A 25,815-nucleotide genomic window follows, 5' to 3' on the forward strand; every position below is an offset into this window, starting at 1 on the left:
GCCGGCGCGACGATGCGCCGGTGCCAAAAGATCGACTTCGAGGCGTTTGCCGACATGCAGCCAAGTCTTAGTCCAGCTCAAACCTCACCACGCGCAAATCTCGCCGGCTGGCTCTACGTGTCGCCGCTCGTGCTGGTGCTGGTGCCGTTCTTCGTGGCGCCGATCCTGGTCGTGCTGGCGGCGAGCTTTTTCGCCACTGACGGCTTTGGCGGGCTGACGCCGGGTTTCACGCTCGCAAGCTATGTCGAGGTGCTGCATTCGGCACTGACGCTGAAGCTGTATCTGGCGACGATCAAGTTCACGGTTCTGACCTGGATCTTCACGCTGATCATTGGCTTCTTCGTCGCATACTTCCTGGTTTTCCACGTCCGCAACCAACTGCTGGCGATTGGTCTGTTCCTGCTCTGCACGGTACCGTTCTGGACCTCGAACATCATCCGGATGATTTCCTGGATACCGCTCCTCGGCAAGGAAGGCCTGATCAACCAGGTGCTGCTGGGGCTCGGTGTGATCCGCCAGCCGCTTGAAGTGTTGCTGTTCTCCGACCTCGCGGTGGTCATCGCCTATGTCCATCAGCTCACCATTTTCATGATCGTGCCGATCTTCAATTCCATGGCACGGATCGACAAGAAGCTGATCGAGGCCGCGATCGATGCAGGCGCCAGCCGTTTCGACATCATGCGCCTGATCGTGGTCCCGATGTCCAAGAGCGGCATCGCGCTCGGCACCATCTTCGTCGTCTCGATCGTGATGGGCGATTTCTTCGTGGTCAAGGTGATGTCCGGCGGCGGCTCGGCCTCGGTGGTCAGCGCGTTCTACGAGGACGTCGGTGTATTGCAATATCCGACCGCAGCCGCGAGCGCCGTGCTGCTGACGCTGGTGCTGGTCGCGATCGTCTCGCTGATCCTGCGCACCGTCGACATCAGGCAGGAGATCACGCGATGAGCGCGGTTCTCGCCGACATGCCCAAAACCGACATGTCAAAGATGGTCGCGCCCGCGACGACCAAGGCGATAGCACCGAGCAAGGGCGGCCGGCCGTGGACGTTCTATCTTCTGGCGACGCTATTCGGGTTCTATGTGATCGCGCTGTACGGCCCGATGTTCTGTATCTACGTCCTGTCGTTCCAGGATATCCGTGGCGGCCTCGTGTTCCCGATGAAGGGCCACTCGCTGCACTGGTTCGTCGATCTCTTCACCCAGGTGCGGACCGGCGACGTCAAGGGCTCGTTCGACCGCTCGATCAAGCTCGCCGTCATTGTCACCGCCATCACGGTGGTGGTCTCGTTCCTTGCCGGGCTCGGTTTTCGCAAGCGCTTTCGCGGCGATACCGTCGTGTTCTACATGATGATCGGCAGCCTGGTCGCTCCGGGTCTCGTGCTCGGCCTCGGCACCGGTCTGTTGTTCCAGGCCCTCGGGCTCAATGCGAGCTGGTACACCTCGGCGCTCGGCGCGCAACTGTCCTGGACGCTGCCGTTCGGCGTGCTGGTGATGTTCGCGGTGATGTCGCGCTTCAACCACGTCTGGGAGGAGGCGGCCTACGACCTCGGCGCCAGCCGCTGGCAGTCGATTCGGCTGGTGATGATCCCGGTGCTGGCGCCCGGTCTGGTCGCGGTCGCGCTGTTCGGCTTCACGCTCTCCTACGACGAGTTCGCGCGCAGCCTCCAGACCGCGGGCTCACTGAACACGCTGCCGCTGGAGATCTGGAGCATGACCCTGAACGTCACGTCCCCCTCGCTTTACGCGCTCGGCACGGTGACGACGATCGTCTCCTTCATCGTCATCGGCGCGAGCCTGGGCAGCATCGTGCTGATCCAGAAGAAGCGCGGCAGCAGCACAAAGGGTTGAGCTGGGAATGAAGAGCGATCGCGGCGATATCGAACTGGCGGGCATCTGCAAGAGCTTTGACGGCGTCACCAATGTGGTGGACGGCGTCAATCTCAAGATCGCCGACGGCGCCTATTGCTGCTTCATTGGCCCGTCTGGCTGCGGCAAGACCACGATTCTGCGCATGATCGCCGGCCATGAAGACCCGAGCGCGGGTGAGATCGTGATCGGCGGCCAGAACGTCGTCGGGCTGGCGCCGGTGCAGCGGCGCACCGCGATGATGTTTCAGTCCTACGCGCTGTTCCCGCATCTCACGGTGCGCGACAACATCGCGTTCGCCTTGCGCGTGCGCGGCATGTCGAAGGCCGATCGTCTGCGCGCTGCGGATGCTATGATCGAGAAGGTGCGTCTGACGCAATTCGCCGACCGCCTGCCGGCCCAGCTCTCCGGCGGCCAGCAGCAGCGTGTGGCGCTGGCGCGCGCCGCGATCACCGAGCCGAGGGTGCTGCTGCTCGACGAACCGCTGTCCGCGCTCGACGAGCAGCTCCGCGTGCAGATGCGCCAGGAGCTCAGGCGGATGCAGCAGGAGCTCGGCATCACCTTCATCCACGTCACCCACACCCAGCTCGAGGCGATCGCGCTCGCCGATCTGGTCGTGGTGATGGAGCAGGGCAGAATCAAGCAGGCGGGAGCGGCGCGCGACGTCTATGCCCATCCGCACGATCGTTACGTCGCCGAATTTATGGGCGGGCAGAACGTCCTGTCGGGGCGGGTCGAGAAGGTCAACGGTTCGACCTTTACGCTCGCGCAGGCCGCGCCTGACGGCATCGAGGTCCCGCTTCAGGCGCGGTCCACGGTCAGCGTCGGTGACAGGATCGATATCGCCGTGCGTCGCGACGATGTCGCACTGGTCCGGCCGGGCAGGGAGCTGCCGCCGGGCTGCTCCACGTCGCTGCCAAGCCGTGTGCTTGCGATCGAGTACCAGGGCTATTTCGTCAAGGTCATGCTGGACACCGTGCCGGATGACGCGTTCGTCGCCTATGTGCCGGAAAAGACCTTCTTCGCGGATCCCTTCACCGTCGGCGACGTCGTGATGGCCACATGGGCCACCGGCAGCGCGCTTCCACTCGCCTAAAGACCCGTCGCGCACAGGAGTATGATCGTGCAGATATCCTTCACACTCAACGGACGGCCAACAACTGTCGAGGTCGAGCCGGCGACGCTGGTTGCCGAGCTGCTGCGCGAGCGGCTGAATCTCACCGGTACCCATATCGGCTGCGACACCAGCCAATGCGGCGCCTGCGTGGTGCATCTCGACGGCCTGCCGGTGAAGAGCTGCACGCTGCTGGCGCCCGCGCTCGACGGTGCGACGCTGCTCACCGTCGAGGGGCTTCAAGGTGCGCCGGGTTCGAACCAAATGCATCCGATGCAGGAAGCGTTTCGTGAGCATCACGGTCTGCAATGCGGCTTTTGCACACCCGGCATGCTGATGACGGCGGTGGCGCTCGCGACCGAAAAGCCGGACCTGACGGAAGCCGACGTCCGCCACGGCCTTGAAGGCAATATCTGCCGCTGCACCGGCTATCAGAACATCGTCGTCTCGGTCATGGCAGGCGCTGCCGCCATGAACGCCGCCAAGGGAGAGTGACCATGGGCAATGTGATCGGGATCGGCGCTTCACCTAAACGGAAAGAGGACCAGCGCTTCCTCACCGGCCGCGGCAATTACGTCTCCGACATCAAGCGGCCCGGCATGACGGCGGGTGTGTTCGTGCGCTCGCCGCACGGACACGCGATCCTGCGATGCATCGACAAGCGTGCGGCACTCGCATCGCCCGGCGTCATTGCGGTTCTTACCGGCGAGGATGCCGCCACGGACAAGCTGGGATCGCTGCCCTGCGGTTGGGGTATCACGGATGCCAAGGGCGTGCCGATGAAGGAGCCGCCGTTCCCGATGCTGGCGCAGGGCAAGGTGCGCTTCGTCGGCGACATGGTCGCCTTCGTCGTCGCGGAGACGCCGGCACAGGCCAGTGCGGCAGCCGAGCTGCTGACTGTCGATTACGAGGTGCTGCCCTCGGTGGTCGGTGTGCTCGAAGCCGTGCGGCAGGGTGCGCCGCAATTGTTCGACGACGTTCCGAACAACATCTGTTGCGATTGGGAGCTCGGCGACAAGGCCGCGGTCGAGACCGCGTTCCGGAAAGCGGCACATGTCGCGAAGCTCAGCCTCGTCAACAACCGTCTGATCGGCAACCCGATGGAGCCGCGCGCGGCGATCGCCGAATATGAGCCCGGCACGGATCGCTTCACGCTGTGGACCACCAGCCAGTTCCCGCATGTCGTTCGCTTCCTGATGGGTGCGCTGGTGCTGAACATCCCGCAGCAGAAGCTGCGCGTGGTGGCGCCCGATGTCGGCGGCGGCTTTGGCGTCAAGCAGTTCCACTACGGCGAGGAGGCCGTGATCACCTGGGCCGCCAAGCGCGTGATGCGGCCGATCAAATGGGTCGCGAGCCGGTCGGAAGGCTACGTCTCCGATCGCCATGGCCGCGATCACGTCACCGAGGCCGAGCTCGCGCTGGACGAGACCGGGAAGTTTCTGGCCTTCCGCGTCAACACGCTCGCCAATATGGGTGGCTACCTCTCGACTTTCGGGCCGAACATTCCGACCAATCTCTACGGCCCCTTGCTCGGCGGCGTCTACACCACGCCGGCGATCTACTGCAACGTGAAGGTGGTGTTCACCAACACCGTTCCGGTCGACGCCTATCGCGGCGCCGGCCGACCCGAGGCGACTTTCGTGTTGGAGCGCATCGTCGACGTCGCGGCAACCGAAATGGGGATCGACCGGGTCGAGATCCGCCGACGCAACATGATCCCGAAGGAGGCCTATCCGTATCAGACGCCGGTGCTGGTGCAGTACGATTCCGGCGATCCGATGGGGTGTCTCGACGGCGCTCTTGTCGCGGCCGACGTCAAGAACTTCGGTATCCGCAAGGCGGAGTCGGCGCGCAGGGGAAAATTCCGCGGGCTCGGCTACTCGACCTATGTCGAGGCCTGCGGCCTCGCGCCGTCGCGCTTCGCGGGACGATTGGGCGCGCGCGGCGGGCTCTATGAGAGCGCCACGGTGCGGGTGCATCCGACCGGCCAGGTCACGGTCATGATCGGCACCCACAATCACGGCCAGGGTCACGAGACGACCTTCGCGCAGATCGTCTCGGAAAAGCTCGGCGTCGCGTTTGACAATGTCGATATCGTGTTCGGCGATACCGATCGCGTGCAGTTCGGCATGGGTACCTACGGCTCGCGTTCGCTGGTGGTCGGCGGCGCGGCGCTGTCGAAAGCGACGGACAAGGTGGTCGCGAAAGGCAAGAAGATCGCGGCGCATCTGCTCGAAGCAGCCGAAGTGGATGTTCACTTCGAGGCCGGAAAATTCTCGGTCGCAGGGACCGACCGCATGAAGACGTTCGAGGAGATCGCGGGCGCCGCCTACGTTCCGCACGACTATCCGCTCGAAGTGCTGGAGCCGGGGCTCGAGGAGCAGGCTTATTACGATCCCGTTAACTTCACCTATCCCGGCGGCTGCCATATTGCCGAGGTCGAGATCGATCCGGAAACCGGCACGGTGACGCTGGTCAACTACACCGCGGTCGACGACGTCGGCACCGTCATCAATCCGATGATTGTCGAGGGCCAGTTGCACGGCGGCATCGTGCAGGGCGTCGGTCAGGCGCTCTATGAGAACGCGGTCTATGACGAGGGCTCGGGCCAGCTGCTGTCGGGCTCGCTGATGGACTACTGCATGCCGCGCGCCGACCACATGCCGATGATGAAAATCGCGACCCATTCGACTCTGTGCACGCACACGCCGATGGGCGTGAAGGGCTGCGGCGAGGTCGGCACCATCGGTTCACCGGCCGCGGTCATCAACGCGGTGGTCGATGCGCTCTCGCATCTCGGCGTCACCCACGTCGACATGCCGGCGACGCCGAACCGGATCTGGCGCCTGCTGCAAAACGCGTCGCTGCCGGTCGCTGCTGAATAGGGAGGATGACAATGAAGCCGTTTGCCTATCACCAGCCGGACCGGATTCCCGACGCTGCCAAACTGCTGACCTCGATCGAGGACAGCAAGCTCGTCGCCGGCGGCATGACCCTGATCCCGACGCTGAAGCAGCGGCTCGCCAGTCCGCCTGCCTTGGTCGACCTGTCGAGGCTCGGACATCTGAAGGGCATCACCGACGATGGCGCCGCTATCATCATCGGTGCGATGACGCCACATGCGGTGGTGGCCGCCTCGAAGCTGGTGCAGGCAAAGATTCCAGGTCTTGCCGCGCTGGCCTCGATGATCGGCGATCCCGCCGTGCGCATCCGCGGCACGATCGGCGGCTCCGTCGCGAACAACGATCCGGCGGCCGATTATCCGGCAGGTGTGCTCGGTCTTGGCGCGACCGTCGTCACCAGCACGCGCGAGATCGCGGCCGACGGGTTCTTCCGCGGCCTGTTCGAGACCGCGCTTGAACCTGGCGAGATCATCACGGCGCTCCGCTTTCCGGTGCCACTCAAGGCGGGCTACGCCAAGTTCAAAGCGCCGGCGTCGCGCTATGCGCTGGTCGGCGTGTTCGTCGCGAAATACGCCGATGGCGTTCGCGTGGCCGTGACCGGAGCGGGCTCCGGTGTATTCCGCGTTCCCCCGATGGAAGAAGCGCTGTCGCGAAATTTCGATCCGTCCGCGATCGCGGCGATCAGGATCGACACCGACGGTCTCACCTCCGACATCCATGCCGAAGCGGACTACCGTGCGCATCTCGTCACGGTCATGGCCAAGCGCGCCGTCGACGCGGCGCTCAGCTAGCACTTTTAGGGTTGATGATGACTGATGGTTCCGGCCGAACGGCCTTCCCGCCGGCGCCGACTGGCCTTGGCTCGCTTTCTGCAACCGAGATCCTGGCCGGCTACCGGCGCAAGGCGTTCACTCCGCGCGATGTCGTCGACGACACTATTGCCGCGCTGGAGGTGACGAACGAGGCCTGCAACGCGGTGGTGACGCCGATGTACGAGCAGGCGAGGGCGGAGGCCGATCGTCTCACCAGGGAGATGCGCGCCGGCGATGCCAAGGGACCGCTCGCTGGTGTACCCGTCACAATCAAGGATCTGGTCTTCGTCGCAGACGTGCCGGCCTATGGTGGCTCGCCGATGAACAAGGCCTTCGTGCCCGATGTTGATGCGGCGGTTGTCTCAGCGCTGAAGGAGGCGGGTGCCATCATCACCTGCAAGACCACGACCTGCGAGTCCGGCTATAAGTTGACGGCGGACAGCCCGGTCACCGGCACCACGCGCAATCCCTGGAACCCCGGTCGCACCAGTGGCGGATCGAGCGGCGGCGCGGCGACAGGCGTTGCCGCCGGCTGCGGTCCGATCGCGATCGGAACCGATGGCGTCGGCTCGATCCGCGTGCCCTCGTCCTTTTGCGGGGTGTTCGGTCTGAAGCCGACCTTTGGCCTGGTGCCGCGTTCGCCCGGCTTCTCGCCACCATCCTGGGGCTCGCTCGCACATACCGGGCCGATCACGCGCACGGTCGCGGATGCCGCGCTGACGCTGCAGGTCATCGCCGGCTACGATCTGCGCGATCCCGCGAGCCTGCCGGTGGCGGCGCGGCGATTCGATGCGAAGGCCGAGCCGTTGAACGGCGTTCGTATCGGGGCCAGCGTCGATCTCGGCTACGCCGCCGTCAGCCCCGATGTGCGCGCGGCGTTCGGCAAGGCGCTGGCCATTCTCGACGCCTGCGGCGCGCAGGTCACCATGGATGGTCCTGGCCTCGATCCCGGCATCCTCGAGCACACGCTGAAGCCGATCGCCTTCACCGAACAGGCGGCCGCGGTCGGGAGCAAGAGCACGGCCGATCTCGCCAGCTCCGAACCAGATTATCTCGATGTCATCAGTGCCGGCCGGCGCTACAGCGGGACGGACTATATCGAAGCGGGGTATCGCCGCGGCCAGGCTCGCAGCGGCTTCCTGAAGCTTTTCGAGCGCGTCGATGCGCTGGTGACGCCGACCGTCGCGGTGACCGCGTTCGAGGCCGGCCGCCTCGGCGTCGACGCGATCGACGGCGGCAAGGTCGATCCGCATCTGGGCTGGTCGCCCTTCACCTGGCCGATCAATCTCGCCGGCCTTCCGGCGGCGACGCTGCCCTGCGGCTTCGATCGTGATGGGCTGCCGATCGGCCTTCAGATCGTTGCGCGCTGGCTCGACGAGCCTACGATCTTCCGCATCGCGGCTGCGTTCGAAGAGGCCCAGCCATGGGCGGCGTTCTGGCCGTCACTGGCGCTCCGCGAAAGTGCCGCGCGCGGGAAGGTATGAAGCTCAGGACAGCTCGATCGGGTCGCCGCGGCCGCTGAGCTCCTCGTCGAGGCGTAGATAGTGCGCGAGGTAGTCGTGCAAGGCGGTCGCCGCCTTCGAGGTCGCGCCGCTCGACTTGTAGAGCAGCAGCTCGATCTTCGGCAGTGGCGGCAGGCCCTCGTTCGGGCCGATCTCGCGCATCGCCGGCACCAGCGCACTGCGGCCGAGTACGGTCACGGCCATGCCGGCGAAGGCCGCCGCCTGGAGGCCACCGACGCTTTCGCTGACGCAGGCGATGCGCCAGCGCAAATTCGCGCGTTCCAGCGTGTCGATCGCGTAGTCGCGATAGATGTTGCCGGGCGGCAGCAATGCCAGCGGAATGGGCCGTTCCTGGTGCGCGGCGGACTGCTCGCCGGTCATCCAGACCAGTTGCTCGCGCCGCACCACCTGGCCGCCCGTAAAATCGTTCATGCGGGTGACGAGCGCGATGTCGACATCGCCGCGCTTGACCAGGCCCACCAGCGGCGTCGAGAGCGCGCAATTGAGCTCGACCTGGACGCGGGGGAAGGATTTTCGGAACACGCTGAGGATCTGCGGCAGCATGAAGGCGGCATAGAGGTCGGGCGTGCCGAGTACGACCTGACCTTCGATCTCCTGCGACGCCAGCTGCGAAATCAATTCGTCATGCAACCGTAGGATGGATTTGGCGTAGGTGAGAACCGTGGTGCCGTCCTCACTCAGCGTCAGCCGGCGGCCGGCATGCTCGAACAATTGCTTCCCGGTCAGCTCCTCCAGCCGCTGCAATTGCAGCGTGATGGCCGGCTGGGTGCGGCCCAGCCGCCGCGCGGTCTCGGTGATGCTGCCGGTCTCGACCACGGAGATCAGCGACCGGAGCATGCGGATATCGAGGCTGATGAGGTTCATGCGGCGTCCATGTCGCCCAGAATTTATGCAAGTTCCATGCTAGGGCGAAGGGGAGCCGGGGTGGGAAGGCTCAGTCGCAGACGGCGTGTTCTCAATTGGACGACGTGCCGGTCCAGCATTGCTGGCATACTGAATATTGATTATCAGGCGGCTCGGCGCGCATGATGCGCCCAACGAACATAAAAAGGGAGCGCAAACATAAAAGAGATCTCAGCAACGCGACGGGAGCTGCTCGCAATTGCCGCGGCCGCGAGTGCTGCCTCAATCGCGGAAGTTGCGCCGGCTGCGGCGCAGGCCGGCCCGAAACCGCTCTTTCCGGTGCCGATGGTCACCATTCCGATCATCGGCGAAACCCAGGTGTTCCAGGTCCGCCGCATCTACTGCATCGGGCGTAACTATGCGGCGCACGCGATCGAGCGGGGCTCGGACCCGAACCGCGAGCCGCCGTTCTTTTTTCAGAAGCCGACCGACGCAATCCAGAACGTCGCTGTAGGCGAGGTCGCCGATCATCCCTACCCGTCGCTGACCAAGAACTATCACCACGAGGTCGAACTGGTCGCCGCGCTGAAGTCCGCCGGCAGCAACATCCCGGCCGAGAAGGCGCTCGACCATGTCTATGGCTACGCGCTCGGCCTCGACATGACCCGGCGCGATCTCCAGAACGGGATGGCCGCGGAGAAGAAGCCCTGGGAGATCGGCAAGAGCTTCGACCACGCCGCGGTGATCGGCCCGATCCACCCGGCCAGCAAGACCGGTCATTTCGACAAGGGCGCCATTTCGCTGGCGATCAATGGCACCGTCAAGCAGAGCTCGGATCTCAGCAAGATGATCTGGAACGTGTCCGAGCAGATCGCAAAACTGTCGGAAGCGTTCGAGCTGAAGGCCGGCGACATCATCTATTCCGGCACGCCGGAGAATGTCGGCCCGGTCGTGAAGGGCGACGTGCTCTTGTGCAAGCTCGACGGCTTGCCGGACATGTCGATCAAGATCGTCTGATTGTCTTCGCCTCTCCCCGTTTGCGGAAAAGTGAGGGGCGGGACGTTTTCGCTTCGTCATGCCCGGGCTTGTCCCGGGCATCCACGTTTTTGGGTGCCGGTTGCGTGGAAGCCCGTGGATGGCCGGGACAAGCCCGGCCACGACGACGCTGAGAGCGGCTTCGATCCCATGTCGCAGCGCGGCGTCCTGATCTAGCTTTGGCCGAGGATCTTCATCGCGGCGCGAAGATGCGGCTTGTCGATCATCTGGCCGTCGAGGCGCAGGGTGCCGGAGTTCGGATTGCTCGCGAACGCCGCGATCACCTTCTCGGCCCAATTGCGCTCGGCCTCGGTCGGTTCGAACGCCGCGTTGACCACGTCGACGTGCTTGGGATGGATCAGCGCTTTCGCCGAAAAGCCGTCGCGCCGCGCCGCGCGCGTTTCCTGTTCGAGCCCCGCCAGATTGTCGATATCGGTATAGACGGTGTCGATCGGCGCGACCTCGGCCGCGGCGGCTGCCATCAGGCAGAGATCGCGCGCCAGGCGATAAGGACTGTGGAACACGCCGCCTGACGCCTTTTCAGTAGCGCCGAGCGAGGCCGAGAGATCCTCCGCGCCCCACATCAGGCCGGCGAGGCGAGGGGAGCAGCCCTTATAGCTGCCGAGCCCGAAGATCGATCCTGCGGTTTCGGTCGCGACGCAGACGATGCGTGTTGAGCCGATCGCGATACCAGCCGCAGCTTCCAAAGCTTCCAGCCAGGTCGCGACCTGCCGCACGTCGTCGCCGCCCTGCGATTTCGGCAGCACGATGCCGTCGGGCTTGCCTGGAATCACCGCGGCAAGGTCGGCGAGCGTCATGCCGGTGTCGAGCGCGTTGACGCGGACATAGAGCCGATGGGGCTTGTTGCGGGCCTTCAGCATCGCCAGCGTCAACCCGCGCGCCTCCGGCTTCTTGTCGGTGACGACGGAATCTTCGAGATCGATGATCAGCGCGTCGGCGTTGCCTCCGCTGGCCTTCTCGAATTTGCGCGGGGAGTCGCCCGGCACGAATAGCATCGAACGCATCAGACCGGCCTCTTGTGCATCATCGCCATGCGGCGGCATTTGCCGACGATCTCGTCATTCTGGTTGAGAGCGTGATGCTCGAACTCGACGATGCCCGCCTTGGGGCGCGATTTGGATTCCCGCAACGAAAGCACCTTCGTCGTCGCCCGCAGCGTGTCGCCATGGAAGACCGGCTTCGGAAAAGTGACGTCGGTCATGCCGAGATTGGCAACGGTGGTTCCCATGGTCGTATCATAGACCGTCATGCCGATCATGATGCCGAGGGTGTAAAGGCTGTTGAAAATGCGCTGTCCGAACTCGGTCTGCGCCGAAAAATGTGCGTCGATGTGCAGCGGCTGTGGATTGAGCGTCAGCAGGCTGAACATGGTGTTGTCCATCTCCGTGACGGTCCGCGTCAGCGGATGCCTGAACTCCTGGCCCACGGAAAACTCCTCGAAATAAAGTCCGGCCATCGCGGTCTTCCTCCCTGCGAAATAACGGCGCGCTCACACCGTCGCGCCGCATGATCCCATGCATCGTACACACAGTTGGCAGGCAAATTCACGTATCTGTCCCCCGTTTTTCGAGCTAAAGAACGCAAGCGAGGGCACGCGAGCACAGAAATCGGCCACGGCCTTCGCGTGGGAAACGCGAAGAGGCGGGGAGATTGCGCGGGCGCGGCTCCCAGCAAGGAGACCATCATGGATTTCGCGCTCACGGATCAGCAGGAGGCCATTCGCGACGCTATCGCGAAGATCTGCGAAGACTTTCCCGACGCCTATTGGCTGAAGAAGGACCACGACGGCGGTTTTCCGCACGACTTCCACAAGGCGCTCGCCGACGCGGGCTGGCTCGGCATCTGCGTGCCGGAGGCCTACGGCGGCTCCGGGCTCGGCATCACCGAAGCCGCGATCATGATGCGTGCCATCGCGGAATCCGGCGCCGGCATGTCCGGCGCATCCGCGGTGCACATCAACGTGTTCGGCCTCAATCCCGTGGTCGTGTTCGGCACCGAGGAACAGCGCAAGCGCATGCTGCCGCCGATGGTCGAGGGTCGTGAGAAGGCCTGCTTCGCCGTGACCGAGCCCAACACCGGCCTCAACACCACCCAGCTCAAGACCCGCGCGGTGGCCAAGAACGACCGCTACATCGTCAACGGCCAGAAGGTGTGGATCTCGACCGCGCAGGTCGCGCACAAGATCCTGCTGCTGGCGCGCACCACGCCGTTGGAGGACGTGCGCTCGCCGACGCATGGGCTGAGCCTGTTCTATACGGACTTCGATCGCAACAGGATCAAGGTCCACGAGATCGAGAAGATGGGCCGCAAGATCGTCGATTCCAACGAGCTGTTCTTCGAGGACTTCGAGATCCCCATGGAAGACCGGATCGGCGAAGAAGGCAAAGGCTTCCAGTATATCCTCGAAGGCATGAACCCGGAGCGCATCCTGATCGCAGCGGAAGCAGTCGGCCTCGGCAAGCTCGCGTTGTCGCGCGCGACTGAATACGCCAAGACCCGCGTGGTGTTCAACCGACCCATCGGCAAGAACCAGGGCATTCAGCATCCGCTGGCCGTAAACTGGGTCGAGCTCGAGGCGGCCTGGTTGATGGTGATGTCGGCGGCCTGGCAATACGACAAGGGCATGCCCTGCGGCGGCGCCGCCAATGCCGCGAAATACATTGCGGGTGAGGCCGGATATCATGCCTGCGAGCAGGCGGTGATGACCCATGGCGGCTTCGGCTATGCCAAGGAGTTCCATGTCGAGCGTTACTTGCGCGAAGTTCTGATCCCGCGCATCGCGCCGGTCAGCCCGCAGCTCGCGCTCAGCTTCATTGCGGAAAAGGTGCTTGGACTGGCCAAGTCATACTAGCTAACGCGCGACCTTTTGGCCTAGACGAGTTCGCGCGCTAGCCCAGTGGCCGTGCTTATTCAGCAGCGATCCGCTCCATCGCCATAGCCCGAAGCCGGGCGCGCTGGATCTTGACGCCATTCGCGCTGTCGGTGACGGGGAAGGCCTCCACGACATAGATCCGCGCCGGGACCTTGTAGCCGGCGAGCCGCTCGCGCAAGCGCGTGATCAACGCGTCCTGCCGCGGCGGCTCGTGGTGGAGGTCCTGGATGGGGATCACGAAGGCAACGCAGCGGGCGTTTCCCTTCAGATCGACCGCGACGACCTGGGCGTCGGCCACGCCAGCGCACGATTTGAGCTCGTCCTCGATCTCGCCGGGCGCAACCAGGAAGCCGCCGAGCCGCATGGCATCGCCCGCGCGGGTTTCGTAGACGAAGGAGCCGTCGCCGCGCAGCCGGCCGATATCCCCGGTGCGGAAGAAGCCGTCCGCGGTGATGGCGTCGCGCGTCGCGTCGGGATTGTTGTAGTAGCCGAGGAAGCGTGACGGCGCACGGATCTCGATCTCGCCGGAGACACCTGGAGCGGCGAGTTCGCCGGTCTCGGTGTCGCGCACACGGACCTTGGCCTCCGGCGACATCGGCCAGCCGCCGCCCTCGATGCGATCGGTGAAGGCGTCACTCGCGCGTGCGATCGAGAACAGCGCCTGCACCTCGCTCGAACCGTAGAGGCCGAACAGGGGCATGCCGCGCGCCTCGGCCTCCGCGGCGAGTTCGCGCCAGCCGGGCTGGAACGCGGCAAAGCCGCAGATTTCGAGCTGCGGAAACGGATGCAGCGCGTCGGCGAGGGTGAGGATGCGGCGGAACATCTCGTCCGAGCCAAAGGCGTGGGTGATCCCGTACTCGCGGAGAATCTTCAGCGCCGGCGCGCCCTCGAAGGCGTCGAGCGCATGGACGGTCGCGCCCGCTGCGATGAAGCCGAGCAGGCTCGTCATGCCGAAGGTGCCGCAGAACGGCAGCATGGCCAGCAGCGCATGGCGCTGCGGCGAGAGTTTTAGCGCCTTGGCAACGGAGGCGGCGTGCGTGGCCAGCGTGCGCTGCGAATGCGCGACAAGCTTCGGTCCCTTGGTGGTGCCCGATGTCGTGTAGAGCAGCAAAGGCAGATCGACGTCCTCATCCGCTGGGGGAGCCGGCGGATAGGGCTTGTCGAAGGCATCGAAGCGCACGCACGGCCAATGTGCGGGGATCGCATCCCCGCCAACTACCGCGAGTTCTCGCAGCGCAGGCACCTCGTCCTTGGCGACGTCAGCGAGAATAGCGGCAAAGTCGATCGAGCGGAACGCGGCTTCGATCACCATCAGCCTGGCGTCGGACAGCTTCAGGAGATGAGCGACCTCCGCGCTGCGGTAGCGTGTATTGACGGCGGCGACGATTGCCCCGAGCCGGGCGGCGGCGAACAGCAGCGCGATCCATTCGATCCGGTTGACCAGCCAGACCGCGACGACGTCGCCCTTGCCAATACCCTGCGCGGCAAGCCAGGCGGCGGTCTGCTCGATCTTTTCCGAGAATTCCGCGCGCGAGACCGGCGTGCCGTCGAACACGAAGGCCGGATCGGCGGCGGCTTCGGTCCGGATCAGTGTTTGCAGCGAAAATACGTTGGCGCTCATGACAACCGGACTAACCCGACCGCGCGAACCTGTCTACTTGGTGCCGAACATCCGGTCGCCGGCGTCGCCCAGCCCCGGCACGATGTAGCCGTGGTCGTTCAGCCGCTCATCGATCGCGGCGGTCCAGACCGGCACGTCGGGATGTTCGCTCTGGAACTGCGCGACGCCTTCAGGCGCGGCCAGAAGGCAGACGAAGCGGATGTCGCGGGCGCCGCGCGCCTTCAGCAGCGAGGCGCCGGCGCAGGCCGAGTTGCCGGTCGCCAGCATCGGGTCCATCAGGATCACGGTGCGGTCCGACAGGTCCTGCGGCGCCTTGAAGTAATATTCCACGGCCTGCAACGTCTGGGGATCGCGGTAGAGTCCGATATGGGCGATGCGCGCCGAGGGCATCAGCGCCAGCATGCCGTCGAGGAAGCCGACGCCGGCGCGCAGGATCGGCGCCAGCGTGAGCTTCTTGCCGGCGATCTTGGGCGCCCGCATCGGCGCAATCGGCGTCTCGATCTCGACCAGCTCCAGCGGCAGGTCGCGCGTCACCTCGTAGCCGAGCAGCATCCCGATCTCGTTCAGGATCTCGCGAAAGCTCTTGGTCGAGCGGTCCTTCTCCCGCATCAGGGAGAGCTTGTGCTGGACCAGGGGATGGGCGACGACGTTGACGTTGCTGGTGCTCATGAACCCGATCTACACGGTTCCGCGAAATTTCGCCAGATCGGCCGGGTGTTTTTGGCCACGCCCTCTCCGAGGGGATACGCACCCTCAACCGGGCATCGTGACCGCGCTGCGGAGCCGGTTGCTCGCCTCCTAGGCAGCCATGGTCAATTCGCGGTCGATGGCGTGAGGGCTTATGCTCCGAGCCCGCGCGCCACGAGTGTGATGACGAGCGTCAGGACCGCGCCCCACTAGCCGAAATTCTCGCAGCCGACCGGCTCATAGAGCGGGTCAGGCGCGGAACGAACAGTGGGAACGCTCGGACGCGAGACGGCCAGGATCGATGCCTCGACCTCGACGAAGGCCGACAGCAGCGCGAGCGCGAGATCGGCGTGGTGGGCTTCGACCGCGGCGTCGAGCCAGTCCGGCAATTCGCGCTCGCGCGAGAGAGCACAGTGCCATTCGCCCTCGTCATAGGCGATGCGGCGGACCTGCCAGAGTGGCAGCTCCAGCTCCATCAGTGCCAGCGCGGCATCGGCCCAGGCCTCGACATCGACCAGGCGCATGATGCGTGCGGTGCGTTCGCTTTGTCCAAGCGAAGGGAAGCGACGGCAGGCGTGCGCGATGATGTCGAGCATCAAGGGCCGCGTCATCGCCTGCGTGCTGCGCAAGCGGTCGCTGAGTGACGGCGGTTCGTGGTGTCGGCGGGCGGCGGTCATGTCAGGCCTCCTGGATTGGCGTCGGTCAGTCGGCCGGCCTCTCCAAGATGGCCAAAACGGCATTTGAAAACGAGATGGGGACGGGGCGGGAGATATAGCGATTTCATAAGTGTGGGCATCGGACCGCCGCTGGCCTTTATGAGATTCCTATAACTTCGCCACGGCCCTCGTCTCGAAAACCTATCCCCGCGGTGGCACTTCAGCCCGGTCAAAAGTCCCGGTAGGCCCCGTGGAAATGCACCGGCGTTTCCTTTCACGCGCCGACCGGGTCTCCCAAGAAAACGGTTGCACCGAAATCAAGGGCGCAACGAGGAGTATCTCCATGATGGACATTCTGATGCTGGCGCTGGGCTTCGGCTTCTTCGCGCTCGCGATCGGTTACACCTACGCCTGCGAACGGCTTTGAGGGAGCGGACCATGATCTTCGATTATTCGCTCGCCGGTGCCGTCTCGCTCGGTCTCCTGTTCTACCTCACTTACGCGCTGCTGCGGCCCGAGCGGTTCTGATCGTGCTTACGAAGCCTGAAGGGTTAATTCCATGACTGTGATCGGTTGGCTCCAGATCATTCTTTTCTGCGTCATTATCGTTGCGCTGACAAAACCGCTCGGCTGGTACATGACGCGCGTGTTCAACGGCGAGCGGACCTTCCTGTCGCCGGTGCTGCGTCCGATCGAGGCCGGCATCTACTGGTTCTCCGGCGTCGACGAGAAGCGCGAGCAGCATTGGCTGACCTATACGGTCGCCATGCTTTTGTTCCACGTCGGCGGCTTCCTCATCATCTATGGCGTGATGCGGCTGCAGGATGTACTGCCGTTCAATCCGGCCGGGCAGTCGGCGGTCGCCGCGGATTTGTCCTTCAACACCGCGATCTCCTTTATCACCAACACCAATTGGCAGAACTACGGCGGCGAGAGCACGATCTCCTATCTCGTGCAGATGCTCGGCCTGACGCACCAGAATTTCCTGTCGGCGGCAACCGGCATCGCTCTTGCTGTGGCGCTCATCCGCGGCTTCTCGCGCGCCTCGATGCGCACGATTGGAAATTTCTGGGTCGACGTCACGCGCTGTACGCTCTACGTGCTGCTGCCGATCTGTGTCGTCTACACGCTGTTCCTGGTCTGGCAGGGCATGCCACAGACGCTCGGTGACTATGTCGAGGCCACCACGCTCGAAGGCGCCAAGCAGACCATTGCGGTCGGGCCGGTCGCCTCGCAGGTCGCGATCAAGATGCTTGGCACCAACGGCGGCGGCTTCTTCAATGCCAACGCGGCGCATCCGTTCGAGAACCCGACCGCGCTGTCGAACTTCGTGCAGATGCTGTCGATCTTCACGCTTGGCGCCGCGCTCACAAACGTGTTCGGTCGTATGGTCGGCAACCAGCGCCAGGGCTGGGCAATTCTGTCCGTGATGGGCGTGCTGTTCCTCGCTGGGGTCGCCATCACCTATTGGGCGGAGGCCAACGGCACTTCGACCATGCATGCGCTCGGCCTGACCGGCGGCAATATGGAGGGCAAGGAGGTTCGCTTCGGCATCGTGGCGTCCTCCCTGTTCGCCGTGATCACGACGGCCGCCTCCTGCGGCGCGGTCAACGCCATGCATGACAGCTTCACCGCACTCGGCGGCATGATTCCGCTGATCAACATCGAGCTCGGCGAGATCGTCGTCGGCGGCGTCGGCGCCGGCATGTACGGCATGCTGCTGTTCGTCATCCTCGCGATCTTCGTGGCGGGCCTGATGGTCGGTCGCACGCCAGAATATGTCGGCAAGAAGATCGAGGCGCGCGAGGTCAAGATGGCAATGCTGGCCATCCTGGTGCTGCCGCTGATGATCCTCGGCTGGACCGCGGTCGGCGTGGTCTATCCGGCGGCGGTCGCCTCGATGGCGAATGCCGGGCCGCACGGCTTTACCGAGGTGCTCTACGCCTTCACCTCGGCGACCGGCAACAACGGCTCGGCCTTCGCAGGCCTCACCGGCAACACCTTCTTCTACAACCTCACGCTTGCAAGCGCGATGTTCGTCGGCCGCTTCTTCATGATCATCCCGGCGATGGCGATTGCGGGCTCGCTGGCCGCCAAAAAATCCATCCCGCCGTCCGCGGGTACCCTCCCGACGACCGGCGGGCTGTTCGTCGGCCTCGTCGTCGGCGTGATCCTGATCATCGGCGGCCTGACCTTCTTCCCGGCCCTCGCTCTCGGCCCCATCGTCGAGCATCTCGCGATGAACGCCGGCCAAGTGTTCTGAACAGCAAGTGTTCTGAACAGCAAATCTTCTGAACAGCAAGTGTTCTGATCGACAGCCTTCTGATTGTTTTGGAGTGACCTCCATGGATACCATGAAACTGCAAAAACACGCGTCCGTCTCGGCGATGCTCGATCCCAAGATCGTCGTGCCTGCGATCCGCGCGTCCTTCACCAAGCTCGATCCGCGGCTGATGATCAAGAACCCCGTGATGTTCGTGGTCGAGATTGTGGCTGCGCTTACCACCGTGATCTTCGTCCGCGATCTCGTCACCGCCGGCGGGAATCTCGGCTTCACCTTCCAGATCATCGTCTGGCTCTGGTTCACGGTGCTGTTTGCCAATTTTGCCGAAGCCGTGGCCGAAGGCCGCGGCAAGGCGCAGGCGGAATCGCTGCGCAAGACCCGCACCGAGAGCCAGGCCAAGCTGCTGAGCGGCGCCGGCCCGGCCTTCAATCTCGTGCCGGGCACCAGCCTCAAGGTGGGGGACCTCGTTCTCGTCGAGGCCGGCGATACCATTCCCTCCGATGGTGAGGTGATCGAGGGCGTCGCGTCCGTCAACGAGGCCGCCATCACCGGCGAGTCCGCACCCGTGATCCGCGAATCCGGCGGTGACCGTTCGGCAGTGACCGGCGGCACCCAAGTGCTGTCCGACTGGATCCGCGTGCGGATCACCGCAGCACAGGGCTCGACCTTCATCGACCGCATGATCAAGCTGGTCGAGGGCGCCGAGCGGGCGAAGACCCCGAACGAGATCGCACTCAACATCCTGCTGGCCGGCCTCACCATCATCTTCGTGTTCGCCACCGTCACCATCCCGAGCTACGCGGCCTATGCCGGCGGCTCGATCTCGGTGGTCGTGCTGGTCGCACTGTTCGTCACGCTGATCCCGACCACGATCGGCGCGCTGCTGTCGGCGATCGGCATCGCCGGCATGGACCGCCTGGTCCGCTTCAACGTGCTGGCGATGTCCGGCCGTGCCGTCGAGGCCGCCGGAGACGTCGACACGCTGCTGCTCGACAAGACCGGAACGATCACACTCGGCAACCGCCAGGCGACCTCCTTCCGCCCCGTGCGCGGCGTCACCGAGCAGGAGCTCGCGGACGCGGCCCAGCTCGCCTCGCTGGCCGACGAGACCCCGGAGGGCCGTTCGATCGTCGTGCTGGCCAAGGAGAAATACGGCATCCGTGGCCGCGACATGGCCGAGTTGGGAGCCACCTTCATCCCATTCACGGCGCAGACCCGCATGAGCGGCGTCGATGCCGGCGGCTCGTCGGTGCGCAAGGGCGCGGTCGATGCGATTCTCAACTATGTCGGCGGTGGTGCGCCGCTGGCGGTCGCCTCAGGCAACACGGCTCGTTCCATCCAGCCCGCCGGGCTCTCAGACATCGGCCGCGAGATCCAGACCATTGCCGACGAAATATCAAAGGCCGGCGGCACGCCGCTGGCGGTCGCTACGGACGGCAAGCTGCTCGGCGTCATCCAGCTCAAGGACATCGTCAAGGGCGGCATCCGCGAGCGCTTTGCCGAGCTGCGACGCATGGGTATCCGCACCGTCATGATTACCGGCGACAATCCGATGACGGCCGCCGCGATCGCAGCGGAAGCCGGCGTCGACGACTTCCTGGCGCAGGCAACTCCCGAGGACAAGCTCAAGCTGATCCGCGACGAGCAGGCCAAGGGCAAGCTGGTGGCGATGTGCGGCGACGGCACCAACGATGCGCCGGCGCTCGCGCAGGCAGACGTCGGTGTCGCCATGAATACCGGCACACAGGCGGCGCGCGAGGCCGGCAACATGATCGACCTTGACTCCAATCCGACCAAGCTGATCGAGGTGGTCGAGATCGGCAAGCAGCTGCTGATGACGCGCGGCGCGCTGACCACGTTCTCGATCGCCAACGACGTCGCGAAGTATTTCGCGATCATTCCGGCGATGTTCCTGGCGTTCTATCCCCAGCTCAACGTGCTCAACGTCATGAACCTGTCGAGCCCGCAGAGCGCCATCCTGTCGGCGATCATCTTCAACGCGCTGATCATTATCGCGCTGATCCCGCTGGCGCTGAAGGGTGTCGCCTATCGCGCGGTCGGTGCCGGCGCACTGCTCCGGCGCAATCTGCTGATCTACGGCCTCGGCGGCATCGTCATTCCCTTCATCGGTATCAAGGCGATCGATCTCGTGGTCGTTGCCTTGCACCTGGCTTAACCCCGTCATTGCGAGGAGCGAATCTCTCGTCATTCCGGGGCGCCTCGAAGAGGCGAACCCGGAATCTCGAGGTTCCGGGTTCGATGCTTCGCATCGCCCCGGAACGACGGCAGGGATGCTCCGCTCGAGATGACGAAATAACTGGAGACCTAACATGCTCAGAGAGATCCGCCCTGCCATCGTCCTGCTGCTGGTACTCACCGCCATCACCGGACTTGCCTATCCCCTCGCGATGACCGCTATTGCCGGCGCAATCTTCCCCGCGCAGGCGCAGGGCAGCCTGGTCGAGAAGGACGGCAAGGTGGTCGGCTCCGCCCTGATCGGGGAGGAGTTCAAGGACGACAAATATTTCCACGGCCGTCCCTCGGCGACGGTGGCGCCCGATCCGAACGATCCGACTAAGACGGTACCGGCCCCCTACAACGCCGCGAATTCGGGTGGCTCCAATCTCGGCCCGACCAGCAAGGCACTGGCCGACCGGCTGAAGGAAGACGTGGACAAGCTCAGGGGCGAGAATCCGAATGCCGCCGTGCCGGTCGACCTCGTGACGACCTCAGCCAGTGGCCTCGATCCGGATATCTCGCCGGAAGCGGCGCAATTCCAGGTGCTACGGGTAGCAAAGGCGCGAAACGTGCCGGAGGATCAGGTCAGGCAACTGGTGGCTTCCAACATCCAAGGCCGCCTGCTCGGTCTGATCGGCGAGCCCCGGGTCAACGTGCTGGCTCTGAATCTCGCGCTCGATCGTGCCACGAAGTAGTCTAGGCTAGGCCCGCGCGGATGTTATATTGACTTGATGGTCCGAGAGCGCCGCGATCCCGAACAACGTCCTTCGCCCGAGGCGCTGCTGGAAGCCGCGCGCCGGGAGGAGGGCGTGAGCGGCAAGCTGAAGATCTTCGTTGGCGCCGCTCCCGGCGTCGGCAAGACCTACGAGATGCTGCAAAGCGCCCACGCCAAGCGCAAGGCCGGCATCGACGTCGTAGTCGGCTTCGTCGAGACCCATGGCCGGGCCGAGACCGAGGCGCTGGTGCGCGGGCTGGAAGTGATCCCGCGCAAGAAGCTCGATTACCGCGGCCAGATTGTCGAGGAACTGGATCTCGACGCCGTGATCGCGCGCCGGCCGAAAATCGCGCTGGTCGACGAACTCGCTCACACCAATGCAGCCGGCAGCCGCCATCCAAAGCGTCATCTCGATGTCGAAGAACTGCTGTCCCACGGCATCGACGTCTACACCGCCGTCAATATCCAGCACATCGAGAGCCTGAACGACGTCGTCGCCCAGATCACCCATGTGCGGGTGCGCGAGACCGTGCCGGATTCGGTGTTCGACCGCGCAGACGCCATCGAACTGATCGACCTCACGCCCGACGACCTGATCCAGCGGCTGAAAGAGGGCAAGGTCTATGTCCGCAGGCAGGCCGAGCGGGCGCTGGAGCATTATTTCTCGCCGGGCAACCTGACCGCGCTGCGCGAACTCGCGCTGCGGCGCACGGCCGAACGGGTCGACGAGCAGCTGCTCACCCACATGCAGGCGAACGCGATCGCCGGCCCCTGGGCCGCAGGCGAGCGCATTCTCGTCTGCGTCAGCGAAGATCCGCGCGCGGCCAGCCTCGTGCGCTACACCAAGCGGCTGGCCGACCGGCTGCACGCGCCGTTCATCGCGGTGTCGATCGAGACGCGGCGCTCCCTGCAAATGTCCGATGAGGAGCGCGACGGGCTGGCCGATACGCTGCGGCTCGCAGAATCGCTCGGCGGCGAGGCGCTGACGATTCCGGGCGTCGGCCGCCGCATCGCCGACGACGTCGTCAACTTCGCGCAAGGCAACAACGTAACCCAGATCGTGATCGGCAAGTCGACGCGCTCGCTCTGGTTCGAGATGACGCGCGGCTCCGTCGTGCACGATCTGGTGCGCCGCGCCGGGAATATCAGCGTACATGTCATCCCTGGCGACGAACTCACGAGCGAGCCGGCGCCGAAGACGGCGGTGCAGACCGCAACGCGATCGGACCCGTTCGATGCGCGACCTTACCTGAAGGCACTCGGGATCACCGCGCTTGGCCTCGCTGCCGCCGTGGCCATCAAGCCCTATTTCGGCATTGAGAACGTCGACCTGATGTTTCTGACCGCCGTGGTGACGGTTGCGGTGCGCTACGGATTGTGGCCGTCGTTGCTTGCGAGTATCGCGGCGTCGCTCGCCTACAATTTCTTCTTTCTGCCGCCGGTCTATACCTTCACCATCACCGATCCGACCAATGTCGCGGCGTTCTTTTTCTTCATGCTGATTGCGTTCGTAGTGTCGAACGTGGCGGGGCGGGTACGTACCCAGGCCGATGCTGCGATCGGCCGCATCCGGACCACCGAGCAGCTCTATGCTTTCAGCCGCAAGCTCGCCGGCACCGGCACGCTCGACGACGTGCTGTGGGCGACCGCCTACCAGATCGCGCTGATGCTGAAAGTCCGCGTGGTGCTGCTGTTGCCGGACGAGGGCCTGCTCACGGTGAAGTCGGGCTATCCCCCCGAGGACGATCTTGATCAGGCCGACCTTGCCGCCGCCAACTGGGCCTGGAGCAATGATCGCCCTGCAGGCCGCGGCTCGGACACGCTGCCGGGTGCAAAACGGCTGTTCCTGCCGATGCGCACCGGGCGCGGCCCGATCGGCGTCATCGGCATCGACGACGACCGCACAGGTCCCTTGCTGACGCCCGACCAGCGCAGGCTGCTCGACGCGCTGGTCGATCAGGGCGCGCTGGCGATCGAGCGCGTGCTGCTGGTCGAGGACGTCGATCGCGTCAAGCGCTCCGTCGAATCCGAGCGGCTACGTTCCGCATTGCTCACCTCGATTTCACACGACCTGAAGACACCGCTCGCATCCGTGCTGGGTGCGGCCTCGACCATGCGCGATCTCGCCAGCGCGCTCTCCGAGACCGAGAAGCGCGACCTGCTCGCGACGGTTATCGACGAATCCGAACGGCTCAACCGCTTCATCGCCAATCTGCTCGACATGACCAAGCTCGAATCCGGCGCCATCGTGCCCAACGCTGCGTTGCACGATCTCGGAGAGATCGTCGGCAGCGCGCTCCGGCGTGCAGCCAAGATCCTCACCGCCCACAAGGTGGAGCTGGAGTTGGCCGCAGACCTTCCTATGCTCCAGCTCGATGCCGTGCTGTTCGAGCAGGTGCTGTTCAACCTGCTCGACAACGCCGCCAAATATTCGCCGCCCCACGCGACCGTCTCGATTCGCAGCCGGCGCGACAGCGATCATGTGGTGCTCCAGATTGCCGACGAGGGCGACGGCATTCCGTCCGAGGAGCTCGAGAGCGTGTTCGACAAGTTTTATCGCGTGCAGAAGGGTGACCATGTCCGGCCCGGCACCGGGCTCGGGCTCGCCATTTCCCGCGGCTTCGTCGAGGCGATGCATGGCACGATCTCGGCCGCGAATCGCAGCGACCGGAGCGGTGCGGTTCTGACCATCCGTCTGCCCATTCCGGCCCGGACCCGCGCATTGGATACCGCCGCATGAGCGCTGCCCCGATCAAAGTGCTGGTCATCGACGACGAGCCGCCGATCCGCAAGTTGCTGCGGATGGGGCTCTCGACGCAGGGCTATGAGATCCTGGAGGCGTCGAACGGCAAGACCGCGCTGGAGAAGCTCAGCGAGGGTCCCGCGCTGATCATCCTCGATCTCGGCCTGCCCGACATCCAGGGCCATGAGTTGTTGCGCACCATCCGCGCCCGCAATGAAGCTGTGCCGATCGTGGTACTGTCGAGCCGTGGCGACGAGGCCGGCAAGGTGGAGGCGCTCGATCTCGGCGCCGACGATTACCTGACAAAGCCGTTCGGCATGGACGAGCTGCTGGCGCGCCTGCGCGCCGCGCTGCGGCACCAGCTTCAGATCCAGGGCGAGCGCCCGGTGTTCCGTGCCGGCGATCTCTCGGTCGATCTGGTGCGCCGGATCGTCAAGGTCGGCGAGCGCGACGTCAAACTGTCGCCGAAGGAATATGACCTCCTGCGCGTGCTGGTGCAGCACGCCGGCAAGGTGCTTACCCACCGCTTCCTGCTGAGGGAGCTCTGGGACGAACTGACGGATGCACAATATCTGCGCGTCTATGTCCGCCAGCTGCGGCAGAAGATCGAAGCCGATCCGGAACGGCCGCAATATGTGCTGACGGAGACGGGGATTGGGTATCGACTGAAGTCGGCGGATTAGGCTGCCCACGTGCGACGATCCGTCATGGCCGGGCTTGTCCCGGCCATCCACGTCCTGATGTGGGGGACCCGAGAACGTGGATGCCGGGACAAGCCCGGGCATGACGACCGAAATGGCGGCGCAAGCCTGCATCAACATCGTCATTGCGAGCGCAGCGAAGCAATCCAGAATCCCTCCGCGGAAAGATACTGGATTGCTTCGCTGCGCTCGCAATGACGGAGCAGGTCAGCTCGCCTTCCTCTGCCGCGCCGTCGACCGATGCGTCTTCTTCGCGGCGCGCGTTCGCCCCGACGCCCGGCGCGCATGGGACTTCGCCGCGGTCTTCTTCCCGCCGCGGCCCTTCAGGCTCTGCTTCAGCGCATCCATCAGGCTGACGACATTGCTCGGCTTCTCCTCGGGCTCCGGCAGTTCGATCGTCTTGCCGCTGGCCTTGCGCTTCACCAGGGCCTTCAGCGCGTTCTCGTAGTCGTCCTTGAACTTGCTGGGGTCGAAATGGGAAGCCTTGGTCTGGAGGATGTGGCCCGCGAGCTCGACCATGTCCTTGGTGATCTTCGGGCTCTTGATATCGTCGAAGAACTGGTCTTCGTCGCGCAGTTCGTAGGGGAAGCGCAGCGTGGTGCCGAGCAGACCTTTGCCGAGCGGCTCGATCGCGATGATGTGCTCGCGATTGGTGAGCACGATCTTGGCGAGCGCGACGCGATCCTGGTCCTTCATGGCGTCGCGGATCACGGCAAAGGCATCGACTGCGGCCTTGCCGTCGGGCGCGATGTAGTAGGGATGGTTGAGATAGCGCTGGTCGATCTCGTCGCTCGGCACAAAACTCTCGATGTCGATGGTGTGGTTGCTCTCGATCTGGACCGCTTCGAGCTCCTCCGGCTCGATCTCGACGTATTTACCCTTGCGCAGCTCGTAGCCGCGTCCCTTCTGGTCGCTTTCGACGACGTCGCCGGTCTCGGCGTCGATCATCTGCTGCTTCAATCGGTTGCCGGTCTCGCGGTTGATCATGTGAAACCGCGTCTTCTCGGCCGCGGTGGTCGCCGGATAAAGCACAACGGGGCAACTGACCAGCGAGAGCTTCAACGTTCCCTTCCAATAGGCGCGCGGTGCCATTCCGTTCTCCAGCGTCTTCGAGTCAGTTTGGAACCCCAACCGTCCCGCGGGGTTTTGGTTCCGGGTGGGGTGCGGGCCGTGATAGGCTTC

At 64.6% G+C, this 25,815-nt stretch carries 23 protein-coding genes; 16 read left to right on the forward strand and 7 right to left on the reverse strand.

Annotated elements, in window-relative coordinates; genetic code table 11:
• Positions 1-12: 12 nt before the first annotated feature.
• The 7 genes from ABIC03_RS19590 to ABIC03_RS19620 are packed head-to-tail and all read left to right on the forward strand — an operon-like array spanning position 13 to position 8,178.
• On the forward strand, positions 13-945 hold the full coding sequence (locus ABIC03_RS19590) for an ABC transporter permease (RefSeq protein WP_275169309.1): 933 nt from the start codon (positions 13-15) through the stop codon (positions 943-945).
• Positions 942-1,847, forward strand: a complete 906-nt coding sequence (locus tag ABIC03_RS19595) for an ABC transporter permease (protein ID WP_354060216.1) — start codon at positions 942-944, stop codon at positions 1,845-1,847. Before ABIC03_RS19590 ends, ABIC03_RS19595 begins: the two co-directional genes overlap by 4 nt.
• A gap of 7 nt (positions 1,848-1,854) precedes the next feature.
• Positions 1,855-2,961 carry an ABC transporter ATP-binding protein gene (locus ABIC03_RS19600; RefSeq protein ID WP_354060218.1) on the forward strand — a complete coding sequence of 369 codons (1,107 nt, stop codon included), beginning with the start codon at positions 1,855-1,857 and terminating at the stop codon, positions 2,959-2,961.
• Between the two features lie 24 nt (positions 2,962-2,985).
• On the forward strand, positions 2,986-3,474 hold the full coding sequence (locus ABIC03_RS19605; protein ID WP_502916935.1) for a (2Fe-2S)-binding protein: 489 nt from the start codon (positions 2,986-2,988) through the stop codon (positions 3,472-3,474).
• A 2-nt stretch (positions 3,475-3,476) separates the two neighbouring features.
• Complete coding sequence (locus tag ABIC03_RS19610; protein ID WP_354060222.1) at positions 3,477-5,864, forward strand: xanthine dehydrogenase family protein molybdopterin-binding subunit; 2,388 nt, start codon at positions 3,477-3,479, stop codon at positions 5,862-5,864.
• 11 nt (positions 5,865-5,875) lie between these two features.
• The gene (locus ABIC03_RS19615) at positions 5,876-6,673 is read left to right on the forward strand and encodes an FAD binding domain-containing protein (RefSeq protein ID WP_354060224.1); all 798 of its coding nucleotides are present in this window, start codon (positions 5,876-5,878) and stop codon (positions 6,671-6,673) included.
• 17 nt (positions 6,674-6,690) lie between these two features.
• Positions 6,691-8,178, forward strand: a complete 1,488-nt coding sequence (locus ABIC03_RS19620; RefSeq protein WP_354060226.1) for an amidase — start codon at positions 6,691-6,693, stop codon at positions 8,176-8,178.
• A gap of 3 nt (positions 8,179-8,181) precedes the next feature.
• On the opposite strand, the gene ABIC03_RS19625 is transcribed toward ABIC03_RS19620, so the two are convergent.
• Positions 8,182-9,081, reverse strand: coding sequence for a LysR substrate-binding domain-containing protein (locus ABIC03_RS19625; protein ID WP_027519799.1), 900 nt, complete (start codon positions 9,079-9,081; stop codon positions 8,182-8,184).
• 198 nt (positions 9,082-9,279) lie between these two features.
• Here ABIC03_RS19625 and ABIC03_RS19630 point away from each other — a divergent pair, with 198 nt between their 5' ends.
• Complete coding sequence (locus tag ABIC03_RS19630; RefSeq protein WP_354060886.1) at positions 9,280-10,077, forward strand: fumarylacetoacetate hydrolase family protein; 798 nt, start codon at positions 9,280-9,282, stop codon at positions 10,075-10,077.
• Positions 10,078-10,268: 191 nt separating this feature from the next.
• Here the strand turns inward: ABIC03_RS19630 and ABIC03_RS19635 are convergent, their stop codons facing one another.
• Both ABIC03_RS19635 and ABIC03_RS19640 read right to left on the reverse strand, forming a co-directional pair.
• Entirely contained in the window at positions 10,269-11,120 is an 852-nt protein-coding gene (locus ABIC03_RS19635; protein WP_354060228.1) for an HpcH/HpaI aldolase/citrate lyase family protein, read from the reverse strand.
• Positions 11,120-11,572 (reverse strand): MaoC family dehydratase, encoded by a 453-nt coding sequence (locus ABIC03_RS19640; RefSeq protein WP_007595761.1) that lies wholly within the window; start codon positions 11,570-11,572, stop codon positions 11,120-11,122. The genes ABIC03_RS19635 and ABIC03_RS19640 overlap by 1 nt, the downstream gene beginning before the upstream one ends.
• A 228-nt stretch (positions 11,573-11,800) precedes the next feature.
• Here ABIC03_RS19640 and ABIC03_RS19645 point away from each other — a divergent pair, with 228 nt between their 5' ends.
• Complete coding sequence (locus tag ABIC03_RS19645) at positions 11,801-12,967, forward strand: acyl-CoA dehydrogenase family protein (protein ID WP_354060231.1); 1,167 nt, start codon at positions 11,801-11,803, stop codon at positions 12,965-12,967.
• Between the two features lie 55 nt (positions 12,968-13,022).
• Here ABIC03_RS19645 and ABIC03_RS19650 read toward each other — a convergent pair whose 3' ends face one another.
• The 3 genes from ABIC03_RS19650 to ABIC03_RS19660 all read right to left on the reverse strand — a co-directional run bounded on the left by ABIC03_RS19650 (position 13,023) and on the right by ABIC03_RS19660 (position 15,973).
• Positions 13,023-14,609, reverse strand: coding sequence for an AMP-binding protein (locus ABIC03_RS19650; RefSeq protein ID WP_354060233.1), 1,587 nt, complete (start codon positions 14,607-14,609; stop codon positions 13,023-13,025).
• A gap of 33 nt (positions 14,610-14,642) precedes the next feature.
• Complete coding sequence (gene upp, locus ABIC03_RS19655; protein WP_275169298.1) at positions 14,643-15,278, reverse strand: uracil phosphoribosyltransferase; 636 nt, start codon at positions 15,276-15,278, stop codon at positions 14,643-14,645.
• 227 nt (positions 15,279-15,505) lie between these two features.
• The gene (locus ABIC03_RS19660; protein ID WP_354060235.1) at positions 15,506-15,973 is read right to left on the reverse strand and encodes a hypothetical protein; all 468 of its coding nucleotides are present in this window, start codon (positions 15,971-15,973) and stop codon (positions 15,506-15,508) included.
• 235 nt (positions 15,974-16,208) lie between these two features.
• On the opposite strand from ABIC03_RS19660, the gene ABIC03_RS19665 reads away from it, so the two are divergent.
• From ABIC03_RS19665 to ABIC03_RS19695, 7 genes are all read left to right on the forward strand, one after another.
• The gene (locus ABIC03_RS19665) at positions 16,209-16,379 is read left to right on the forward strand and encodes a hypothetical protein (RefSeq protein ID WP_354060237.1); all 171 of its coding nucleotides are present in this window, start codon (positions 16,209-16,211) and stop codon (positions 16,377-16,379) included.
• Positions 16,380-16,390: 11 nt separating this feature from the next.
• Positions 16,391-16,480 (forward strand): K(+)-transporting ATPase subunit F, encoded by a 90-nt coding sequence (locus ABIC03_RS19670; protein WP_018454042.1) that lies wholly within the window; start codon positions 16,391-16,393, stop codon positions 16,478-16,480.
• A gap of 31 nt (positions 16,481-16,511) precedes the next feature.
• Complete coding sequence (kdpA, locus tag ABIC03_RS19675; protein ID WP_354060240.1) at positions 16,512-18,215, forward strand: potassium-transporting ATPase subunit KdpA; 1,704 nt, start codon at positions 16,512-16,514, stop codon at positions 18,213-18,215.
• A gap of 82 nt (positions 18,216-18,297) precedes the next feature.
• Positions 18,298-20,412 carry a potassium-transporting ATPase subunit KdpB gene (kdpB, locus tag ABIC03_RS19680; protein WP_354060242.1) on the forward strand — a complete coding sequence of 705 codons (2,115 nt, stop codon included), beginning with the start codon at positions 18,298-18,300 and terminating at the stop codon, positions 20,410-20,412.
• A 154-nt stretch (positions 20,413-20,566) separates the two neighbouring features.
• A complete protein-coding gene (locus tag ABIC03_RS19685; RefSeq protein WP_354060244.1) occupies positions 20,567-21,169 on the forward strand; it encodes a K(+)-transporting ATPase subunit C in 603 nt (200 codons plus the stop codon).
• A gap of 36 nt (positions 21,170-21,205) precedes the next feature.
• Positions 21,206-23,929 carry a DUF4118 domain-containing protein gene (locus tag ABIC03_RS19690; RefSeq protein WP_354060888.1) on the forward strand — a complete coding sequence of 908 codons (2,724 nt, stop codon included), beginning with the start codon at positions 21,206-21,208 and terminating at the stop codon, positions 23,927-23,929.
• Entirely contained in the window at positions 23,926-24,615 is a 690-nt protein-coding gene (locus tag ABIC03_RS19695; protein ID WP_354060246.1) for a response regulator, read from the forward strand. Before ABIC03_RS19690 ends, ABIC03_RS19695 begins: the two co-directional genes overlap by 4 nt.
• A 225-nt stretch (positions 24,616-24,840) precedes the next feature.
• On the opposite strand, the gene ku is transcribed toward ABIC03_RS19695, so the two are convergent.
• A complete protein-coding gene (ku, locus tag ABIC03_RS19700) occupies positions 24,841-25,725 on the reverse strand; it encodes a non-homologous end joining protein Ku (RefSeq protein WP_275169290.1) in 885 nt (294 codons plus the stop codon).
• Positions 25,726-25,815 lie beyond the last annotated feature (90 nt).

It is taken from the genome of Bradyrhizobium sp. RT6a (assembly GCF_040547675.1).
In the GTDB taxonomy this organism is placed as follows: domain Bacteria; phylum Pseudomonadota; class Alphaproteobacteria; order Rhizobiales; family Xanthobacteraceae; genus Bradyrhizobium.

What these genes read in the sequence shown, in the direction of transcription:
- ABIC03_RS19590 (WP_275169309.1), top strand. Translation starts at nt 13, where the DNA reads ATGCGCCGGTGCCAAAAGATCGACTTCGAGGCGTTTGCCGACATGCAG.
- ABIC03_RS19595 (WP_354060216.1), top strand. Translation starts at nt 942, where the DNA reads ATGAGCGCGGTTCTCGCCGACATGCCCAAAACCGACATGTCAAAGATG.
- ABIC03_RS19600 (WP_354060218.1), top strand. Translation starts at nt 1,855, where the DNA reads ATGAAGAGCGATCGCGGCGATATCGAACTGGCGGGCATCTGCAAGAGC.
- ABIC03_RS19610 (WP_354060222.1), top strand. Translation starts at nt 3,477, where the DNA reads ATGGGCAATGTGATCGGGATCGGCGCTTCACCTAAACGGAAAGAGGAC.
- ABIC03_RS19615 (WP_354060224.1), top strand. Translation starts at nt 5,876, where the DNA reads ATGAAGCCGTTTGCCTATCACCAGCCGGACCGGATTCCCGACGCTGCC.
- ABIC03_RS19620 (WP_354060226.1), top strand. Translation starts at nt 6,691, where the DNA reads ATGACTGATGGTTCCGGCCGAACGGCCTTCCCGCCGGCGCCGACTGGC.
- ABIC03_RS19625 (WP_027519799.1), bottom strand. Translation starts at nt 9,081, where the DNA reads ATGAACCTCATCAGCCTCGATATCCGCATGCTCCGGTCGCTGATCTCC.
- ABIC03_RS19635 (WP_354060228.1), bottom strand. Translation starts at nt 11,120, where the DNA reads ATGCGTTCGATGCTATTCGTGCCGGGCGACTCCCCGCGCAAATTCGAG.
- ABIC03_RS19640 (WP_007595761.1), bottom strand. Translation starts at nt 11,572, where the DNA reads ATGGCCGGACTTTATTTCGAGGAGTTTTCCGTGGGCCAGGAGTTCAGG.
- ABIC03_RS19645 (WP_354060231.1), top strand. Translation starts at nt 11,801, where the DNA reads ATGGATTTCGCGCTCACGGATCAGCAGGAGGCCATTCGCGACGCTATC.
- ABIC03_RS19650 (WP_354060233.1), bottom strand. Translation starts at nt 14,609, where the DNA reads ATGAGCGCCAACGTATTTTCGCTGCAAACACTGATCCGGACCGAAGCC.
- upp (WP_275169298.1), bottom strand. Translation starts at nt 15,278, where the DNA reads ATGAGCACCAGCAACGTCAACGTCGTCGCCCATCCCCTGGTCCAGCAC.
- ABIC03_RS19660 (WP_354060235.1), bottom strand. Translation starts at nt 15,973, where the DNA reads ATGACCGCCGCCCGCCGACACCACGAACCGCCGTCACTCAGCGACCGC.
- ABIC03_RS19665 (WP_354060237.1), top strand. Translation starts at nt 16,209, where the DNA reads ATGCACCGGCGTTTCCTTTCACGCGCCGACCGGGTCTCCCAAGAAAAC.
- ABIC03_RS19670 (WP_018454042.1), top strand. Translation starts at nt 16,391, where the DNA reads ATGATCTTCGATTATTCGCTCGCCGGTGCCGTCTCGCTCGGTCTCCTG.
- kdpA (WP_354060240.1), top strand. Translation starts at nt 16,512, where the DNA reads ATGACTGTGATCGGTTGGCTCCAGATCATTCTTTTCTGCGTCATTATC.
- kdpB (WP_354060242.1), top strand. Translation starts at nt 18,298, where the DNA reads ATGGATACCATGAAACTGCAAAAACACGCGTCCGTCTCGGCGATGCTC.
- ABIC03_RS19685 (WP_354060244.1), top strand. Translation starts at nt 20,567, where the DNA reads ATGCTCAGAGAGATCCGCCCTGCCATCGTCCTGCTGCTGGTACTCACC.
- ABIC03_RS19690 (WP_354060888.1), top strand. Translation starts at nt 21,206, where the DNA reads ATGGTCCGAGAGCGCCGCGATCCCGAACAACGTCCTTCGCCCGAGGCG.
- ABIC03_RS19695 (WP_354060246.1), top strand. Translation starts at nt 23,926, where the DNA reads ATGAGCGCTGCCCCGATCAAAGTGCTGGTCATCGACGACGAGCCGCCG.
- ku (WP_275169290.1), bottom strand. Translation starts at nt 25,725, where the DNA reads ATGGCACCGCGCGCCTATTGGAAGGGAACGTTGAAGCTCTCGCTGGTC.